Below are 17,651 nucleotides of genomic sequence, written 5' to 3' on the forward strand. Positions count from 1 at the left end.
AATTTGTACGGTGTAGGAGTGACCTTGCTCTTTTTATTAAAAGCAATAAACTGCCTGATTAGATAGTAGCGTCAACGATAGTTTTTAGCTGCAACGATACCGTACACACTTAGATCATATTAACCCGATAACTCTCTTTAATTTATGCTATCGTAATTCACTTCTTTTTAAGGAGCATTTCGATTAATGGTATTATCGATTGCATCTCTGGCATGGTCATCAACTCATTCCAATTTCTGTACAATGTGGCAGATGGCGCAGCAGACTGCTCTACCGTATCTACAGCATTCGAATGTAAGCACCGTTGCAAAACCGCTCCTGCCTGGGCTCCAAAATCGACTGCATCCTCGACTAACCATTGGCCATAACAGCGCTGAATCATTTCAGTACCAGCATGCCCCATCTGCCGTGCAATCCATGGTACATTTATTCCGGCAGACAATAGTTGACTGGCAAATGTATGACGGAATTGCGATGGCCCGCGATAATCAACGCCAAGAGAGATACAGTACGGTTTAAAGAATTTTTCTCTGTATTCATCGACTGAGGCGTAAGGACGCCGCTTTGCACAAAAATAGGCTAACAATGTCCGAGATTCGATTAATTTAGTTCGATTATCATTCTGCGTGACTTTTATATTTTTTGCCTTTCTATTCTTGGCTTGTTCTAGCAGCAGAGTTAGCGGTTCTATTGCCTGCGCTGTCAATTCTATTGTTCGTCTAGACCCCTCATTTTTAGGGGTTTTATACACACCATTTACCAAAGCCAGATCTATGGTCAGCATCTTTTTTTCGAGATCCACTACTTCAGCACTTAAGGCGAGCAGTTCACTAATTCGTAAGCCAGTTGCTATCCCTACCTGTATCAATGCAGTTTCAATTTGATAGTTTTCCTGCTTATTCTGTTGTAGCAATAGTGCAATCTCAGACTGCAAGAATGGTTTCGGCTTCTTTCTGATAAATTTACATTTCTTTATGTTTTCCATCGGATTAGATGGAATTAAACCGTCGAGTTTCGCCCTAAGGAAGGTGCGAACAAGTCCCTGATATGAGATCATGTTTGTCATCTGGAGCCATGGAACAGGGTTCATCATGAGTCATCAACTTACCTTCGCCGACAGTGAATTCAGCAGTAAGCGCCGTCAGACCAGAAAAGAGATTTTCTTGTCCCGCATGGAGCAGATTCTGCCATGGCAAAACATGGTGGAAGTCATCGAGCCGTTTTATCCCAAAGCCGGTAATGGTCGTCGGCCCTATCCGCTGGAAACCATGCTGCGCATTCACTGCATGCAGCATTGGTACAACCTGAGCGATGGCGCGATGGAAGATGCTCTGTACGAAATCGCCTCCATGCGTCTGTTTGCGCGGTTATCCCTGGATAGCGCCTTGCCGGACCGCACCACCATCATGAATTTCCGCCACCTGCTGGAGCAGCATCAACTGGCCCGCCAATTGTTCAAGACCATCAATCGCTGGCTGGCCGAAGCAGGCGTCATGATGACTCAAGGCACCTTGGTCGATGCCACCATCATTGAGGCACCCAGCTCGACCAAGAACAAAGAGCAGCAACGCGATCCGCAGATGCATCAGACCAAGAAAGGCAATCAGTGGCACTTTGGCATGAAGGCCCACATTGGTGTCGATGCCAAGAGTGGCCTGACCCACAGCCTAGTCACCACCGCTGCCAACGAGCATGACCTCAATCAGCTGGGTAATCTGCTGCATGGAGAGGAGCAATTTGTCTCAGCCGATGCCGGCTACCAAGGGGCGCCACAGCGCGAGGAGCTGGCTGAGGTGGATGTGGACTGGCTGATCGCCGAGCGCCCCGGCAAGGTAAGAACCTTGAAACAGCATCCACGCAAGAACAAAACGGCCATCAACATCGAATACATGAAAGCCAGCATCCGGGCCAAGGTGGAGCACCCATTTCGCATCATCAAGCGACAGTTCGGCTTCGTGAAAGCCAGATACAAGGGGTTGCTGAAAAACGATAACCAACTGGCGATGTTATTCACGCTGGCCAACCTGTTTCGGGCGGACCAAATGATACGTCAGTGGGAGAGATCTCACTAAAAACTGGGAATAACGCCTTAAATGGCGAAGAAACGGTCTAAATAGGCTGATTCAAGGCATTTACGGGAGAAAAGATCGGCTCAAACTGAAAAAATGAAATGACTGAGTCAGCCGAGAAGAATTTTCCCGCTTATTCGCACCTTCCCTAACAAATACACTGCGCAGAATTTCCAGGTAGTGATTAACTGTACAGCCATTATATTTCTTTAAAAGTTTTACGACCATCATCTCTATGTCTGTAGAGCTAAAGTCGATCAACTTTTTCTTACCGAACCAAGTTACAAGCTGCTTGCTCTTGCGGCGATATGGTCCAATGGTCGATTCAGCATAGCGGGCTTCTTTAAATTTCAGATTTTCATTTATTGCCAGTCCAAGAGTCTTATTTAAATCTTTGGCCTGTGAGTTTTTATCATTGTTCATCGGCTCTAATCCAGTTGATTTGCGCATAGGTTATGAGCATTAAAAAAATAAGTCAACAGATTTTTGATGCACAAACGAAATTACAAGTCAAGAAAATTATTTGGTTTTTTAAATAATATCGTTCCACCACAACATCTGAGCCACACAGGGCACGATTTCTGGTTGAATTTCCCTGTTGTAGAGCACGACTGCTTCAGATCCGCCGTCACCGCCTTGTAGTCCTTCCAGGAGACATAGCGCAACGAGTTGCGCACCATGTGGACGATACACAGTTGGACCTTGGTCTGGGGATACTCCACGGCAATGGCATCAGGGAAGCCCTTGAGACCATCCACACACGCGATCAGGATGTCTTCCAGACCGCGGTTCTTCAGCTCGGTCAGGACCGACAGCCAGAACTTTGCCCCTTCGGTCTCGGCCAGCCACAGGCCCAACAGCTCCTTGTGACCCTGCATATTGATGCCCAGTGCCAGATAGAGCGACTTGTTGATCACCCGCTGGTTCGCGCGGATCTTCAGTACAATGCAGTCCAGATAAACGATGGGATAGAGCGGATCCAGCGGCCGGTTTTGCCATTCGTGGACCTGCTCGATGACACGTTCGGTCACCTTCGATACCAGCCCCGCCGAGATGTCGGCGTCATACATCTCTTTGAACGCGTCCACGATATCGCGCGTGCTCAAGCCTTTGGCGTAGAGGGCGAGGATCTGGTCGTCCATCTGGGTCAGGCGGGACTGGCCCTTGCGGACAAACTGAGGCTCGAAGGAGGCGTTACGGTCACGAGGCGCCTGGATGGTGACCTCTCCATGCTGGCCTTTTAGGCGCTTGATGGAATAGCCATTGCGATTGTTGCCGGTCCCGCGGCCTTGTGGAGCGTGTTTCTCATAGCCCAGATGCTCGTCCATCTCGGCATTGAGCGCGGTCTCGACGGTAAGCTTGATCAGCTGTTGGGTGAGGGTGCCGAGATCTTTTTCAGATTTGATGTCTTTGGCCAGCTCAGCGGCCAGTGCTTTGAGTTTGTCTTGGTCCATTTGCTTACCCACGAAGGTATCCTTTTGAAAAAGTTACTTATTCGTGGGCGGTTACACAATTGGATTTACAGGCTCAGTAAAAATGACTGTGACCTTGCAGACGAGACTTCACTACAGATCACAGATCTTCTACAACACTCATCTTCCATTCATTCTTTAGATACTACACCCACCCACTTCGCAACTTTGGCCTTTAGTTATCACTACTTCATTCTGCTTGTCAGCCCATGCCTGCTGTAATACGCCCAGAAAGCTACTTGCAGGCTGGGCGCCACTGAGAGAATACCTGTTGTTGAGCAAGAAAAGCGGTACGCCGCTTGCACCAATGGCGCGAGCGTTGTTTTCATCTGAAATGATGGCGTCCCTCAGTGTTCTACTATTGAGCGCATTTTCGGCATCTGTAGGGCTAACACCCACTTCTGTGGAGATTGCAACCAACTCCTTATGGTCAAAAATAGATCGCCCTTCAGTGATGCTTGCCATGAACAATCGCTCAGCTAGTTTTTCTCCTAAACCTACCTGATCGGCCATCTTTACCATGGCATGTGCATCCTTGGTATCACCAAACAGCATTGTGTCAAAGTTATACAAAAGCCCTTCTGACTCACTAGCAATTTTTATCTGCTTCATCATTAATTCGGCACCTTGTTCTGTACCAAATTTTTTATACATTGCAGCCTTAAAAGGTGCTGGCGCAAATTCACTTGCTATACGATAGCTGTGGTGGCGAATCAACACATTATCCTTATTTTCAAAAACGTCTAATGCTTTTTCGAACCGTTTCTTTGCTATCCAGCACCATGGACAGACAAAATCGGACCAAATATCAATGGTTATTTGTGGGGAGAGTATATTCATAACTACCTCAAAAAATTTAACTAAATATTGATTGGGATGATATAAATTAAAGCCCGGTAACATAGGATATTATCCAGGCTATATAGCCGTTGGTTTATTCTAGTTGATAAGCTGGATAATCAGTATATCCCTTCTCTGGAGAGCTACTGATGCCGTAATAGGTTGTACGATCGCTTTCCGCCAGTGGCCAATCATTTTGCATGCGCTCAACCAAATCAGGGTTGGCAATGTAGGGAACACCAAAAGCCACCAGATCCACTTCACCTTTTTCCAACGCTTCTTCGGCAATGCTTCGATTGAAGCCGCCGGCAGCGATAATCGTACCGTCAAAAACGTTGCGGAATGAACTCTTGAAGCTATCAGCCTCTTTCGGGGCCGCATTGTAGTTCGGTTGATAGTACAAATGTACATAAGCAAGTTTACGTTGACCGAGGGCTGACGCGATGCTGGCCCAAGTTTCCTCTTCATTATCATACGGTGCTAGGTCGTAAATACGGCCGAATGGTGAAAGGCGAACTGCCACTTTGTCCTCACCAATAGCCATTGAGATAGCATCGATAGTTTCCATCAGGAAACGCTGACGGTTTTCAACAGTTCCACCGTATCGATCTGTTCTGGTGTTCAGTTGGCTACTTAAGAATTGATCAAAGATAAATCCATTGGCCGCCATGACTTCGACACCATCAAAACCAGCCTCTATTGCCAGCAGCGCAGATTTCACAAAATCCTCTGTAATGCGACCGACCTCTTCCGTCTCCAGTGCTCGCGGCTCACTGGGGGTAACCGCGCCCGGCTCGCCAGACTCCGTAAATGCAAACACGGTTGTATTGGTCGCAGGTATTGTTCCTGACGAGACAGGAGCCTGATTACCAGGCAGCAGAGATACATGCGACATGCGACCTACATGCCAGAGCTGCGCAAAAATACGACCACCTTTCGCATGGACAGCATCAGTAACCTTCCGCCAGCCTTGCATCTGTGCCTCATTATACAAGCCTGGTGTATACAAATAGCCGCGGCCCTCTTCAGACACAGGAAGACCTTCCGTGATCAGAAGGCCAGCAGATGCCCGTTGGGCGTAATAAAGAGCAACCAGCTCATCAGCAACATCGTTAAGTGTCCTGGTTCGAGTCATTGGAGCCATTACAACACGGTTTTTTAAATGGATACTCGCCATATTGTAGGGAGTGAATAACTTACTCATCGAATACCTCACTAAAGGTTAAATAAAAAATATCAGGATGGCCTGACAAACCAGGCATATCACTCAAGCCCTGCGGCCACTAGTTAGATTCTCGCCAGCAGGAGGCATGCAACTATCTAGTTTGTTGCCGCTGTTGCAAGGAAGATGATACTGTGACAGTTTATCAACCTACCACTAGGTAGGCAATTGTGTTGTTGCAATTTTTTCAACGCCCATCAATGAGCCTTAATTGAGTTCATCTTCCTGTGCAGGAGGAATGTCTGCCTGCTCTATATGAGATGCGCTTGATGCCAAAACCCACAAATGAGGTACCGAAAAATGCATGAGTTGTTCATCTGCAACGAAAATAACTTCCACCAAATTGAGCGCACCAAGGGGTTGGCTGTTGTGCGCTTTTTTGCGTCCTGGTGCCCACCTTGCCGCGATAGTGAAGCGCTCTTTAATGAGTTTGCTGAGCAGCTGGAACACTCTGTGATTGTTGGGAGTGTGAACATTGATCAGTCTCCTGTTTTGACCACCCGCTATGAAATCTGGGGGTTACCCTCAGTGCTGATGTTCAAAGATGGACAGCTGATCAAACGCATCGTCGGGGGGAAATCGTCAGAACATTACCATCACGCACTGACAGAGGTGAAGGACGCCACACTCCGAGGCTCTGAACCAGGGGGGGTGTGACTAAAAACGGTAGAAAAGAACGGCTGCATAGGCATGGTATGCCAGTCAACATGGGTCGATAACAATAAAAACCAGCAGAAACTTGACAAGAAGAACAGACACACATAACCTTAACCTACTAGTTGGTAGGTTGGTTTAATCCTAAATTCTCAGCAGGTGAGACTATGCAGAATAGACAATTTGAAGGTCAGAAGATCTTGGTTATTGGCGGCACAAGCGGCATAGGGTTTGAAACAGCGCTAATAGTCGCCGAGCAAGGCGGAACTGTAGTTATTGTCGGAAGCCGGGCAGAGAAAGCTGAGGAAGCACGTAAACAACTTGCTACTGTAAGCGGTGACGAAAAAGTCTTTGCGTTAACTGCAAACTTATCAAATTTTGAAAGTGTGCAGTATCTGATTAGCCAGTTAGCGCTTGAGCACAAAGATATCGATATGTTGGTAAATTCCGCAGGAATTTATTACCCCAAGGGATTCTTGGAACATACTCTCGATGACTATAACAATTTTCTCGATCTAAACCGCGCATTCTTCTTTATTACGCAGCAGATTGCAGCGTCACTCATAGCTCAGAATAAAACCGGTTCGATCGTCAATGTAACAGCCGTTGCTGCCCGCCAAGCGATTGAAACTGTTACGGCCTCTGCCTATTCAATGGCGAAAACCGGGTTGGATACGATGACTCGGCATGCTGCTGCTGAACTGGCAAGATACGGCATTCGTGTAAATGCAGTCAGCCCAGCCATTGTGGAAACTCGTATTTTTGAACGCTTCATTCCGAGTGAAGAACTAAATAGTGCCCTACAGGATTTCAGTAATTTCCATCCACTAGGCCGAAATGGCACTCCACGTGATGTTGCGGAGACTATTGTATTTCTTCTCTCAGATAAGGCATCTTGGGTGACCGGGGCGATCTGGGATGTTGATGGTGGTGTCATGGCTGCACGTAAGCTTGGAAAATAAAATTCAACAAACTAAAAAGGTACCAAAAATGATCAATGAATGGAGCAATAGACTGTCCGATCTTATCAAGAGCGTGGGTAATCTTGCCAAAGCAAATCAACCTGTGGCTCATGCATTTCATAACCTGGAAGCCGCAACAAGGGCTGGTAATGTACTGGATCCGAAAACTCATGAACTCATTGCATTAGCCGTTGCGGTAACCACTCGATGCGATGGTTGTATCGCAGCTCATGCTGCGGCGGCCAAAAAAGTTGGCGCAACGAAAGAAGAGGTTGCAGCTGCTTTGGGAACTGCAATCGCTCTAAATGCTGGTGCAGCATATGTCTACTCGGCCCGAACTTTAGACGCCTACGATGGAGTATGAGCTCATAGAGTCACTATACACTAACTACTGAAATTAATGTTCCCGATTATTTTGCTAATCGAATAATAGGGGAAGTCACATACAGGAATATTATGAAAAACATCGTTAATGGCATTGACATGACCGAATTCCAGCAATTCGCTGAGGGTGTAAGTCAAGATCCCAGCATATCGAAAGCGCGCTTCAATGTGGAAACTCGTTGGGCCGGTCAAACACGCTCTGTGTCTACGATAAAATCCTATGAACTGCGTGGTAAGAACTATGAGCGTAATTTCCATATCGCAGCAGATGAGCCAACGGAAATATTGGGAACCAATACAGCTCCCAATCCCCAGGAACTACTGATGGCTGCCCTCAATGCCTGCATGACGGTTGGCTACGTTGCCATAGCGGCAACCAAAGGGGTCACTATCAACTCGCTGAAAATTGACACAAAAGGAGAGCTTGACCTGCGCGGCTTCCTGGGATTGGATGAAGCTGTCAATCCAGGTTATGACGAGGTGCAATATAGTGTTTACATCGACTCTGATGGAACTGATGCGCAGTTAGAAGAGATCCACAACGCCGTGCTTCAAACATCGCCTAACTATGCCAACTTCTCACGAGCCATTCGCATGGTACCCAAACTGGTCATTGCAGAGAAGTAATGCAATGAAGAGAGCATGCAGTTTGCTACGTCGAGATTTACCTCTAATCCGTGATGTTATAGCATGCTCTCTCCATGTCCTCACGCAGGTAGTACACCATATGTCTATTGATACAAGAGAATCATTAATCAAATCTGCTGAGTATATGTTGCGTTCCAGAGGCTATGCAGCATTTAGTTATGCTGACCTAGAAAAAGTAGTAGGGATAAGAAAAGCAAGTATACATCACCATTTCCCTAAGAAAGAAGACCTTGGTGTGGTAATTATCGAGTCTTATATTGAGCGTTCCGTTCTCGATTTCGATAGAATTGAACACGATTTTCCAAATGCATTTGGTCGGCTATGTGCATTCGCCTCTTTGTTCAGAGCCGCAATGGCTGATGGAATGTTACCTTTATGTGGTGCACTTGCAGCAGAAATGGCGGCATTGCCTGAAAAATTACAAGCACTAACTCGTAAGTATTTTGACATTCAATTGCAATGGCTTGAAAAAATAATAACTATGGGCATCTCCAGCGGTGAGTTTTCTCCTGATGGAAATTCACGGCAGATAGCTTTTCAGATTTTAAGCCTGATGGAAGGTAGTAGTTTTGTCAGGTGGGCTATGGATGATGGCTTTGAACTTGATCCAAGTGTGATTGGCCGTATTGTCGCAGCCAGAATTTAGTTAGGCTGGCACGGTCTCCATTCATATACCCCTTTTTTACGGACAAATAAAACTCATATAATAGTAGGGTATTTCCCACCCTGCTCTATTATTTATTACACCAGCCAAGTAGAGGAGGACTATCCAACATAGCCAAGATGTCTTAACACTAAGTTTTTATGCGCGGAGTAATCCGCGCTTTTTTATAGATACGGCAGTGCCATGGTGCTGACGGCGCTGGCAGGCTTTGCCGCCACCGCCCAGGCCGCCGATCACAGACAAAATCCGTTTACCCTGGCCTATGGAAGGTGCGAATAAGCGGGGAAATTCTTCTCGGCTGACTCAGTCATTTCATTTTTTCAGTTTGAGCCGATCTTTTCTCCCGTAAATCCCACCTATCAGATAAGTGAGCATTGAGTTGGGGCTTATACGTCTATGAGCACTACAGCAAAAGTTCACCAGACGGTACTGGATTGACACTTATACTAAGTCTCTGGGAATCAACTCTATCTTTTCTTTCAAAAGAGAGACGCTTACCCGTTTACCATAGCGGCCAAAAGTGATCCCTGTTTTACTATGTCCCGCCAACTCAGCCACAATATGCTCAGCAACGTCCGCCTGTTGCAGCTCATCGATAAACGTGTGTCTCATCCCGTAAATGGTGGGGCGGCCCTGACCTACGATGCCAGCATCATTGAGGTGGCGTTGGAAGCGACAGGTGATGTTATGCGCCCAATCGTCGTCTTTGCCTGATGGTTGGTCATCGAACAAAAATACCTTCCCTTGACTGCGACGACTCTCCACATAGTCTAGGAATTGATGTCCGATCAACGCACTGTGCAGTGGCACGGTACGGTACGCATTGACGGTTTTGAGCTGCTGATCCGCTTCTCCCGCATCGACCACCAAACACCAAATCCCCTCGACCTGTTTGATATTTTGCGTTTTGAGCTGGCAAGCCTCGGAGGGTCGCAGCCCGGCATACAGGCACAGCAGGGGCACCCACCAGTCTTGAACTCTCAATTTTTTGCCTTTCTGGGATTGTTTGCTGCGCAGGCTGGCAAACAGCTGAGCCAGTTGAGGGCGATGCCAGCGCACTCGCTCCTCATCCGCCCGTTTGTGCGGCTTCTTGCCTGCCGTCAACCCATCAAAAGGGTTACGGCTGCAATAGTCCAGCGCCACGCACCAACGGAAGAACTGTTTCAGGGCGGCGAGGTAATCCCCTTTGGTTTTGAAACTGAGGTTGGTCTTGCGCAGCAAGCTGTTGCGGTACTCCTGTGCCAGCGCGGGCGTCACCTCATCGACTTTAACCCCTTTGGCCCAGGTGACGAAGGCGTTGATCCGAAGTTGGAGCTGGCCCACCGACCTATGCTGGATCCCCTCACTGGTTTTAGTCTCGATGAATCTCGCCAATGCGTGGGTGAGCATGATCCCACTGCTGGGGCAAGCTGGGGCATCAACAGAAGGTTCACGAGGTGTGGAAGGTGTTTGAGGAGGGATGAACCCCGCTGCTTTGAACGCGTCTAGATCGGCGCGGATCCAGCGATAGAAACTGCGGGGGGCAGTATCGGCAGGAGTAGCCGCGATAAGTGCGCGAGTACGAGCTGCCACTGCCAGGTTGCGGTCTACGGCGAGCTGACGATCTTTGGTGCAAAGGGAAGTACGGATAGCGAAGGGCAAGCCACGGTCACGTAATGACTTAGGCAGCGGGAGACGAGTGTAGTAGGTGCCGGAGGCATTTTTACTCAGATACATGATTGTTCCACCCAGTTGATCCAGGAAAAAAATCACGTAAGTCTAGAAATGAAAAAACCCGTTGAAATTCAACGGGTTATATTTGGCGGTGAGGGAGGGATTCGAACCCTCGATACGTTGCCGTATACACACTTTCCAGGCGTGCTCCTTCAGCCACTCGGACACCTCACCAAATCTTGGTCTGCTGCTTAACGTGTTCAGCCAACACGGGTTCGTTGCGCTGCTGCGCCGGAACGGGGCGTAATGTAAGGGATAGGAGAAGACCGGTCAATCTCATTTTTCATCTTTTGCCATCGATTGCTCAATTTGCGAACCAAGTGACCAAAAAGATGCCGTTTCCTATCCCTTTACGTCAATTTTCAACCGCTTCGTGAAAATGTTCCCCTCTGATAGCCTCCTCCAGCGAGCCGTAGAACTCCAGCTCACCCGGGACAGGACGCACCTTGGCCCGCGCCAGGGTCTTGAGGGGCTGGAACTGCAGCTCGGCCACCTTCAGCTGGACGCCCGACTTGGCCATGCGCCTGGCAAATTGCTGGAAGGCAGAGAGCCCGCCGGCGTCCAGGATGGAGACGGCCTCCATCTGCAGGATCAGCGCCTTGTGCTCACCCACCTGGGCCAGCAGTTCGTCGAAGACCCGCTCCGCCGCCGCAAAGAACAGGGGACCATTGATCTTGTAGAGCAGGGTCTGCGCCGGCACTTCGCTGGCATAGCGCCCGTGCTCCGCCAGATTGTGCAGCTTGGTCATCTTGGCGATCTCGCGCATGAACAGCAAGGACGCCAGGATCACCCCGAAGGTGATGGCGATGACCATGTCGAAGATGACGGTCAGCGACAGGCAGACCAGCAGCACCAGCACATCCGAGCGGGGCGCCCGGCGCACCAGATCCACTACCTTGTGGGCCTCGCTCATGTTCCAGGCCACCAGCAGCAGCAGGGCGGCCATGGCCGAGAGCGGCAGCCAGGAGAGCCAGGGGGCCAGCACCAGGATGGCGGCCAGCACCACCAGCGCATGGACTATGCCAGAGATGGGCGAGGTAGCACCGGCACGCACGTTGGCGGCGGAGCGCGCGATGGCGGCCGTCGCCGTGATGCCGCCGAAGAAGGGGGCGAGGATGTTGCCTAGCCCCTGCCCCACCAGCTCGCCGTTGGAGCTGTGCTTGCGCCCCGTCATGCCATCCAGCACCACGGCGCAGAGCAGGGATTCGATGGCTCCCAGCATGGCCATGGAGAAGGCGGCGGGCAGCAGCCGCTCGATGGCGGCGAGGTTCCACTCCACCGGCGCCCCGTCCGGCCCGGGCAGGGCCCAGGGCATCACCAGGGTCGGGGCTATGGGGGGGATCCCCATGCCCTGGGTGCCATCGGCCAGGGTATAGCTGAACTTGCTGCCTATGGTGGCCACGTCCACCCCGAACTGGTGCAGACCGAAAGCCAGGCCGACACCCACCAGCACGGCCGGCAGGTGACCCGGCACCGGCAGCCGCAATCTGGGCCAGAGCAGCAGCACCGCCAGAGTGGCCACCCCCACCAGGGTATCTCCCCACTGCCAGCTTGGCAGGGCATGGGCCAGCGCCTGTACCTTGCCGACATAGGTTTCCGGCATCTCGGGGACGTGCAGGCCGAAGAAGTCCTTGATCTGCAAGGTAGCGATCACGATGGCGATACCGCCGGTGAAACCCAGGGTCACCGAGGGCGGAATGTATTCGATGAGACGGCCGAGGCGCGCCATCCCCATGGCCACCAGGAAGAAGCCGGAGATGAGGGTCGCCATCAAGAGGCCCCCCACCCCGAATTGCTGGGCCACCGGATAGAGGATCACCACGAAGGCGGCAGTGGGGCCAGAAATCGAGAAGCGCGACCCCCCCGTCACAGCGATGACGATGCCGGCGATAATGGCGGTGTAGAGGCCGTGCTGGGGCGGCACCCCGCTGGCGATGGCCAGCGCCATGGCGAGCGGAATGGCGATGATGCCGACCGTGATGCCGGCGATGAGGTCGCGGCCGAAACGCGCCACGCTGTAGGGTTCGTCGATGCAGGATTGGCGCAATGCGATAGCCAGCTTCACGCCTTGTAAGGAAGCTTGATTGTGCATGTCTAGGGTAATACCAGAAGAGGGAGACAAAGGCCGGGGTGAACCGGCACCCGATCATCATCAAGGGCCGGCAGAGCTGTCGACGCGGCGATGGTATCCAGAGCAACCATACCTGAGCCGGCCCGATAATTCGATGGGCAGGATCAAGAAATGGCCATTACCCCGCATTATTGTCATCGATAGACCGCATATCGCCGATTTTAACCCCATCCCTCCAGATATCTTGTCATCGCCAATCTGCAGTGCGTCGATACCCCCTATCATCACAGATGCAACACCATCGACAGGCGGTACCTCACCGATTCTCTCGCCCATCACCATCAATGTCGGACCATCCATTGCCGCGCCCCAGCAAGGCAATCCGGGTGCCCCCTCTCACGGCCTGATCAACCGCAACCGCAACCGCAGGCAGGGGCATCTCAAGCTGCTGATTGTGCTGAAAATAGTCCACAGCGACCAAGTTTTGGGCAAACGGGCCAAAAAGCCCTTTTTCCGTGGAGTGGCGGGTTGACACCCGTCCGGGGGATCATTAATATTCGCTGCGTCTCGACGAGACAGGCTATTCCTCCTTAGTTCAGTCGGTAGAACGGCGGACTGTTAATCCGTATGTCACTGGTTCAAGTCCAGTAGGAGGAGCCAATTCCCTCGTAGTTCAGTCGGTAGAACGGCGGACTGTTAATCCGTATGTCACAGGTTCAAGTCCTGTCGAGGGAGCCATTTTCTAAAGCCCAGTCTCAGGACTGGGCTTTTTCGTTTCTGCTGCCCCAGCACGGGGCAAGGCGAAGCAGCATTGCCTCCCCTCCTTGCCGGTCTCTCCTCATCGCGCCTGGAGGCACTGCCACAAGATGGCGCAGGGCTACCCTCTATGGGGTACCAGTCTGGTGCAGCACCCTTTTCCCCATGCTGACAGAATAATCATCCATATGATTTATCAGCAGAAAATTACTGATACCGGCCTTCATAGCGACTCAATTGACTGGCACACCCCTTGCAAGTCCTGACGCCAGGGACGTCACAAGGAGTTGCCTATGCTACCCATCAAGCCGCCCGGACCCGGTTGCTACGACGAGATGTTGCTCGCCGACAACCAGTTTCGCGATCACTACCACGCCTACCTGGCGTGGCTGCACCAGACCGACGAGAAGAGCATAGAGCGCAAGCGTGAAGAGGCCGACCTGCTGTTTCGCCGGGTCGGCATCACCTTCAACGTCTACGGGGATGGGGACGGCGCCGAGCGCCTCATCCCGTTCGACAGCATTCCCCGCATCATTCCCGCCCGGGAGTGGCAACATCTGGACAAGGGGATCCGCCAGCGCGTCACCGCCCTCAATGCCTTTCTGCACGACATCTATCACGATCAGCGCATCCTGAAGGCGGGGGTGATCCCGGCCGCCCAGATCCTCACCAATGCCCAGTACCAGCCCTGCATGCAGGGGGTCGACCTGCACCGGGACACCTATGTCCACATCACAGGGGTCGACATCATCCGCAACCACGACGGTGAGTACTATGTGCTGGAAGACAACCTGCGCACCCCCTCCGGGGTCTCCTACATGCTGGAGAACCGCAAGATGATGATGCGCCTCTTCCCGGAGCTGTTTCACAACCAGCCCATCGCCCCGGTGGAGCGCTACCCGGCCCTGTTGCTGCAGACCCTGCGCGAGAGCAGCCCGGTGGACAACCCCTGCGTGGTGGTGATGACTCCGGGGCGCTTCAACAGCGCCTACTTCGAGCACAGCTTCCTCGCCCAGCAGATGGGGGTGGAGCTGGTGGAGAGCGCGGATCTGGTGGTCAAGGATGGTCAGGTGCTGATGCGCACCACCACGGGGCTGAAAAGGGTGGATGTCATCTATCGCCGCATCGACGACGACTTCCTCGATCCCCTCGCCTTCAACCCGGACTCCCTCATCGGCGTGCCCGGGCTGCTCTCGGTCTACCGCGCCGGCGGCGTGGTGCTGGCCAATGCCATCGGCACCGGGGTGGCGGATGACAAGTCCATCTACCCCTATGTGCCGGAGATGATCCGCTTCTACCTGGGGGAGGAGCCCATCCTCAACAACGTCCCCACCTGGCAGTGCCGGGAACCCGAGGCCCTGGCCTATGTGCTGGCGCACCTGGAGGAGCTGGTGGTCAAGGAGGTCCATGGCGCTGGCGGCTACGGCATGCTTATCGGCCCCTGCGCCAGCCGCGAGGAGCTGGCCCGTTTTCGCGAGCTGCTCAAGGCTCGGCCGGACAACTACATCGCCCAGCCGACGCTCTCCCTCTCCACCTGCCCGACCTTCGTCGACGCCGGTATCGCCCCCCGCCACATCGATCTGCGCCCCTTCGTCCTCACGGGGCAGGAGCTGCGCCTGGTACCTGGCGGCCTGACCCGGGTCGCCCTCACCGAAGGCTCTCTGGTGGTCAACTCCTCCCAGGGCGGTGGCACCAAGGACACCTGGGTCATGGAGGGCAGCCCATGCTGAGCCGCACCGCAAGCGAACTTTACTGGATGTCCCGCCACCTGGAGCGGGCGGAGAACACGGCACGCATGCTGGACGTCACCCAGACCATGTCGCTGATGCCCTCCATCGACGCCGATCACAGCGAGCTGGTGGCGCCCCTCACCATCAGCGGCACCCATGAGCCCTTCCTGGCCCGCTACGGCCAGGTGAACATGGAGAACCTGCTGCAATTTTTCTGCTTCGACGAGGAGAACCCGAGCAGCATCTTCAGTTGTCTGCGCATGGCCAGGGACAACGCCCACGCCGTGCGGGGCAAGATCCCCGGTGAGGTGTGGGAGAGCATCAACGCCGCCTGGATAGAGATCCGCCGGCGCCGCCAGGCGGGGCTCTCCAGCGGCCAGGCCCAGGAGTTCTTCGACTGGATCAAGGAGCGCTCCCACCAGTTTCGCGGCGCCACCTATGGCACCATCATGCGCGGTGACGTGCTCTGGTTCCTGCGCCTTGGTACCTTCATCGAGCGGGCCGACAACACGGCACGCATCCTGACCGTGAAGTATCAGGTGATCCGGGAGGACGAGGACAGCGTGCGCGAGTTCTACCGCTGGAACGCCCTGTTGCGGTCAGTGGGCGCTTACGAGGCCCACCAGACCCTCTACAAGACGCTCTCCCATGCCTCCATCGCCGAGCTGCTGATCCTGCGCAATGAAGTACCGCGCTCCCTGCGCGCCTGCCTCGACGAAATGGAGCTGATCCTGGCCCAGATCGAGGGCAACGCCGGCCAGACGCCCCGGCGCCTGACCACCATACTCAACGCCCATCTGACCTATGGCGCCATCGACGATGTCTTTGCCCTCGGCATGCAGGAGTACCTGAGTGATTTCCTCAGCGACATCGGCGCCATCGGCCAGAGCATCCACGCCGCCTACCTGGAGGTATTATGAGACTCATCATCGATCACCAGACCCGCTACCACTATGCCGACGTGGTGCGCCGCAGCACCCAGTACCTGCGCCTGACTCCTCACAGCACGGCCCGCCAGCAGATCCTCTCCTGGGAGCTGGAGCTGCCGGGGGAGGCCACCTGCACCACGGACGGTTACGGCAACATACTGCACGTGCTGAGCCTGGAGTCCCCCCACGAGGGGATCCTGATCCGCGCCCACGGGGAGGTGGAGATCTGCGACGACGCCCCGGAAGATGAGGAGTCCTCCCTCATCTCTCCCCTGAGCTACCTGAGGCCCACCCCCCTCACCCGCCCGACCCCGGCCCTGCAGGATCTCGCGAAGGCCTGCCTGCCAGAGGCGCCGACCCTGGCCGACTTGCAGAGCCTGATGGCACGCATCCTGGTGCTGATGCCCTATCAACCTGGCAGCACGGATGCCACCTTCAGCGCCGACGAGGCACTTGCTTCGGGCAGCGGCGTCTGTCAGGACCACACCCATGTCTTCCTGACCTGCTGCCGCCACGCCGGCCTGCCGGCCCGGTACGTGAGCGGTTACCTTTACAGCCAGGACAGCAGCCACGTGGCGATGCACGCCTGGGCCGAGGTGTGGATCGAGGAGCGCTGGCACACGTTCGACGTCACCAACCTCACCAGCTCCACCAGCGAGCACCTCAAGCTCGCGGTCGGCATGGATTATCTGGATGCCTGTCCGGTGCGCGGCGTGCGCTATGGCGGCGGGTGCGAACAGTTGCAGAGCCAGGCGCAGGTGACCCGCCTGGATGGACAGCAGCAATGAAGACCGGGAGAGTCCTGGCGGGAGTGCGGTCATGACCTATTGCGTCGCCATGTGCCTGCAAGACGGCATGGTGTTTGCGTCCGATTCGCGCACCAATGCGGGGGTGGATCACATCGCCACCTTCCGCAAATTGCACCTCTTCACCCGGGAGGACAGGGTGATAGTGCTGCAAAGCGCCGGCAATCTGGCCACCACCCAGAGCGTCATCAGCCTGCTGACGGAGGGGCAGGAGCTCCTTGCCCTCCCCAGCCTCTACGAGGCTGCCGCCCTCATCGGCCAGACCATACGCACCGTCATCAGCCGGGATGGGGGTCAGCAGCAGGGCCATATCAACTTCGGCTGCAACATCCTGCTGGGGGGGCAGATCCGGGGGGAGCGCCACCGCCTGTTCCACATCTATCCGGAGGGCAACTTCATCGAGGCGAGCGCCGACACCCCCTACTTCCAGATTGGTGAGAGCAAGTACGGCAAACCCATCATCGATCGCATCATTCACCATGAGACGCCGCTTCAGACCGCATTGCAGTGCGCCCTCATCTCCATCGACTCGACCCTGCGCAGCAATCTGTCGGTGGGCTTGCCCCTGGATGCCCTGGTCTATCACGAGGGCAGCTTCTCGGCGACGAACCAGCACCGCATCACCGAACAGAACCCCCATTTCGTGGCGCTGCGAAAGGCCTGGGGAGAGGGGTTGCAGCAGTTGTTCCGGGGCCTTCCCACCTTCCCCCTCTAGGCCGGGCGGGAGGCGC

General features: G+C 53.7%; 16 protein-coding genes, 3 tRNA genes and 2 pseudogenes. 13 read left to right on the forward strand and 8 right to left on the reverse strand.

Features of this window, described 5'->3' with window-relative positions:
* Positions 1 to 202 precede the first annotated feature (202 nt).
* A pseudogene (locus KI797_RS12235) lies at positions 203 to 1,093 on the reverse strand (tyrosine-type recombinase/integrase); the annotation flags it as partial.
* Here KI797_RS12235 and KI797_RS12240 point away from each other — a divergent pair.
* Positions 1,092 to 2,072: an IS5-like element IS5 family transposase gene (locus KI797_RS12240; protein WP_026141915.1), complete on the forward strand. Its 981-nt coding sequence runs from the start codon at positions 1,092 to 1,094 to the stop codon at positions 2,070 to 2,072. The pseudogene KI797_RS12235 and the gene KI797_RS12240 overlap by 2 nt on opposite strands.
* Positions 2,073 to 2,132: 60 nt before the next feature.
* On the opposite strand, the gene KI797_RS12245 is transcribed toward KI797_RS12240, so the two are convergent.
* From KI797_RS12245 to KI797_RS12260, 4 genes and pseudogenes are all read right to left on the reverse strand, one after another.
* The gene (locus KI797_RS12245) at positions 2,133 to 2,492 is read right to left on the reverse strand and encodes a hypothetical protein (RefSeq protein ID WP_226169519.1); all 360 of its coding nucleotides are present in this window, start codon (positions 2,490 to 2,492) and stop codon (positions 2,133 to 2,135) included.
* 191 nt (positions 2,493 to 2,683) lie between these two features.
* A pseudogene (locus tag KI797_RS12250) lies at positions 2,684 to 3,523 on the reverse strand (IS256-like element ISAs3 family transposase); the annotation flags it as partial.
* Positions 3,524 to 3,679: 156 nt separating this feature from the next.
* The gene (locus tag KI797_RS12255; protein WP_226169521.1) at positions 3,680 to 4,444 is read right to left on the reverse strand and encodes a DsbA family oxidoreductase; all 765 of its coding nucleotides are present in this window, start codon (positions 4,442 to 4,444) and stop codon (positions 3,680 to 3,682) included.
* A gap of 31 nt (positions 4,445 to 4,475) precedes the next feature.
* Positions 4,476 to 5,585: an alkene reductase gene (locus tag KI797_RS12260; protein ID WP_041211542.1), complete on the reverse strand. Its 1,110-nt coding sequence runs from the start codon at positions 5,583 to 5,585 to the stop codon at positions 4,476 to 4,478.
* Positions 5,586 to 5,903: 318 nt separating this feature from the next.
* Between KI797_RS12260 and KI797_RS12265 the strand changes: the two genes are divergently transcribed.
* The 5 genes from KI797_RS12265 (at position 5,904) to KI797_RS12285 (ending at position 8,897) form a co-directional block, all read left to right on the forward strand.
* On the forward strand, positions 5,904 to 6,260 hold the full coding sequence (locus tag KI797_RS12265; protein ID WP_050498234.1) for a thioredoxin family protein: 357 nt from the start codon (positions 5,904 to 5,906) through the stop codon (positions 6,258 to 6,260).
* 164 nt (positions 6,261 to 6,424) lie between these two features.
* Positions 6,425 to 7,219 carry an SDR family NAD(P)-dependent oxidoreductase gene (locus KI797_RS12270; RefSeq protein WP_041211543.1) on the forward strand — a complete coding sequence of 265 codons (795 nt, stop codon included), beginning with the start codon at positions 6,425 to 6,427 and terminating at the stop codon, positions 7,217 to 7,219.
* Positions 7,209 to 7,583: a carboxymuconolactone decarboxylase family protein gene (locus KI797_RS12275; protein ID WP_226169522.1), complete on the forward strand. Its 375-nt coding sequence runs from the start codon at positions 7,209 to 7,211 to the stop codon at positions 7,581 to 7,583. Before KI797_RS12270 ends, KI797_RS12275 begins: the two co-directional genes overlap by 11 nt.
* 92 nt (positions 7,584 to 7,675) lie before the next feature.
* Positions 7,676 to 8,230: an OsmC family protein gene (locus tag KI797_RS12280; protein ID WP_041211544.1), complete on the forward strand. Its 555-nt coding sequence runs from the start codon at positions 7,676 to 7,678 to the stop codon at positions 8,228 to 8,230.
* A gap of 100 nt (positions 8,231 to 8,330) precedes the next feature.
* Positions 8,331 to 8,897 carry a TetR/AcrR family transcriptional regulator gene (locus KI797_RS12285; protein ID WP_059112251.1) on the forward strand — a complete coding sequence of 189 codons (567 nt, stop codon included), beginning with the start codon at positions 8,331 to 8,333 and terminating at the stop codon, positions 8,895 to 8,897.
* A gap of 459 nt (positions 8,898 to 9,356) precedes the next feature.
* On the opposite strand, the gene KI797_RS12290 is transcribed toward KI797_RS12285, so the two are convergent.
* From KI797_RS12290 to dauA, 3 genes are all read right to left on the reverse strand, one after another.
* Positions 9,357 to 10,631: a site-specific integrase gene (locus KI797_RS12290; RefSeq protein WP_226169523.1), complete on the reverse strand. Its 1,275-nt coding sequence runs from the start codon at positions 10,629 to 10,631 to the stop codon at positions 9,357 to 9,359.
* A gap of 83 nt (positions 10,632 to 10,714) precedes the next feature.
* Positions 10,715 to 10,802 (reverse strand) — tRNA-Ser (locus tag KI797_RS12295).
* A gap of 181 nt (positions 10,803 to 10,983) precedes the next feature.
* Positions 10,984 to 12,720: a C4-dicarboxylic acid transporter DauA gene (gene dauA / locus KI797_RS12300; RefSeq protein ID WP_182785674.1), complete on the reverse strand. Its 1,737-nt coding sequence runs from the start codon at positions 12,718 to 12,720 to the stop codon at positions 10,984 to 10,986.
* A gap of 133 nt (positions 12,721 to 12,853) precedes the next feature.
* Between dauA and KI797_RS12305 the strand changes: the two genes are divergently transcribed.
* The 7 genes from KI797_RS12305 to KI797_RS12335 all read left to right on the forward strand — a co-directional run bounded on the left by KI797_RS12305 (position 12,854) and on the right by KI797_RS12335 (position 17,635).
* Positions 12,854 to 13,231: a hypothetical protein gene (locus KI797_RS12305; protein ID WP_226169524.1), complete on the forward strand. Its 378-nt coding sequence runs from the start codon at positions 12,854 to 12,856 to the stop codon at positions 13,229 to 13,231.
* Positions 13,232 to 13,283: 52 nt separating this feature from the next.
* Positions 13,284 to 13,359, forward strand: a tRNA-Asn gene (locus KI797_RS12310).
* A 2-nt stretch (positions 13,360 to 13,361) separates the two neighbouring features.
* Positions 13,362 to 13,437: transfer RNA gene (locus KI797_RS12315), tRNA-Asn, on the forward strand.
* Between the two features lie 311 nt (positions 13,438 to 13,748).
* A complete protein-coding gene (locus KI797_RS12320) occupies positions 13,749 to 15,185 on the forward strand; it encodes a circularly permuted type 2 ATP-grasp protein (RefSeq protein ID WP_226169525.1) in 1,437 nt (478 codons plus the stop codon).
* Positions 15,179 to 16,105: an alpha-E domain-containing protein gene (locus KI797_RS12325; protein ID WP_010674396.1), complete on the forward strand. Its 927-nt coding sequence runs from the start codon at positions 15,179 to 15,181 to the stop codon at positions 16,103 to 16,105. The genes KI797_RS12320 and KI797_RS12325 overlap by 7 nt, the downstream gene beginning before the upstream one ends.
* Positions 16,102 to 16,902 (forward strand): transglutaminase family protein, encoded by an 801-nt coding sequence (locus KI797_RS12330; RefSeq protein ID WP_226169526.1) that lies wholly within the window; start codon positions 16,102 to 16,104, stop codon positions 16,900 to 16,902. Before KI797_RS12325 ends, KI797_RS12330 begins: the two co-directional genes overlap by 4 nt.
* A 31-nt stretch (positions 16,903 to 16,933) precedes the next feature.
* A complete protein-coding gene (locus KI797_RS12335; protein ID WP_226169527.1) occupies positions 16,934 to 17,635 on the forward strand; it encodes a peptidase in 702 nt (233 codons plus the stop codon).
* Positions 17,636 to 17,651 lie beyond the last annotated feature (16 nt).

The sequence above is a fragment of the Aeromonas media genome (assembly GCF_020423125.1).
Classification (GTDB): domain Bacteria; phylum Pseudomonadota; class Gammaproteobacteria; order Enterobacterales; family Aeromonadaceae; genus Aeromonas; species Aeromonas media.

What these genes read in the sequence shown, in the direction of transcription:
- KI797_RS12240 (WP_026141915.1), top strand. Translation starts at nt 1,092, where the DNA reads ATGAGTCATCAACTTACCTTCGCCGACAGTGAATTCAGCAGTAAGCGC.
- KI797_RS12290 (WP_226169523.1), bottom strand. Translation starts at nt 10,631, where the DNA reads ATGTATCTGAGTAAAAATGCCTCCGGCACCTACTACACTCGTCTCCCG.
- KI797_RS12320 (WP_226169525.1), top strand. Translation starts at nt 13,749, where the DNA reads ATGCTACCCATCAAGCCGCCCGGACCCGGTTGCTACGACGAGATGTTG.
- KI797_RS12285 (WP_059112251.1), top strand. Translation starts at nt 8,331, where the DNA reads ATGTCTATTGATACAAGAGAATCATTAATCAAATCTGCTGAGTATATG.
- KI797_RS12325 (WP_010674396.1), top strand. Translation starts at nt 15,179, where the DNA reads ATGCTGAGCCGCACCGCAAGCGAACTTTACTGGATGTCCCGCCACCTG.
- dauA (WP_182785674.1), bottom strand. Translation starts at nt 12,720, where the DNA reads ATGCACAATCAAGCTTCCTTACAAGGCGTGAAGCTGGCTATCGCATTG.
- KI797_RS12260 (WP_041211542.1), bottom strand. Translation starts at nt 5,585, where the DNA reads ATGAGTAAGTTATTCACTCCCTACAATATGGCGAGTATCCATTTAAAA.
- KI797_RS12305 (WP_226169524.1), top strand. Translation starts at nt 12,854, where the DNA reads ATGGGCAGGATCAAGAAATGGCCATTACCCCGCATTATTGTCATCGAT.
- KI797_RS12245 (WP_226169519.1), bottom strand. Translation starts at nt 2,492, where the DNA reads ATGAACAATGATAAAAACTCACAGGCCAAAGATTTAAATAAGACTCTT.
- KI797_RS12280 (WP_041211544.1), top strand. Translation starts at nt 7,676, where the DNA reads ATGAAAAACATCGTTAATGGCATTGACATGACCGAATTCCAGCAATTC.
- KI797_RS12330 (WP_226169526.1), top strand. Translation starts at nt 16,102, where the DNA reads ATGAGACTCATCATCGATCACCAGACCCGCTACCACTATGCCGACGTG.
- KI797_RS12255 (WP_226169521.1), bottom strand. Translation starts at nt 4,444, where the DNA reads ATGTTACCGGGCTTTAATTTATATCATCCCAATCAATATTTAGTTAAA.
- KI797_RS12335 (WP_226169527.1), top strand. Translation starts at nt 16,934, where the DNA reads ATGACCTATTGCGTCGCCATGTGCCTGCAAGACGGCATGGTGTTTGCG.
- KI797_RS12265 (WP_050498234.1), top strand. Translation starts at nt 5,904, where the DNA reads ATGCATGAGTTGTTCATCTGCAACGAAAATAACTTCCACCAAATTGAG.
- KI797_RS12270 (WP_041211543.1), top strand. Translation starts at nt 6,425, where the DNA reads ATGCAGAATAGACAATTTGAAGGTCAGAAGATCTTGGTTATTGGCGGC.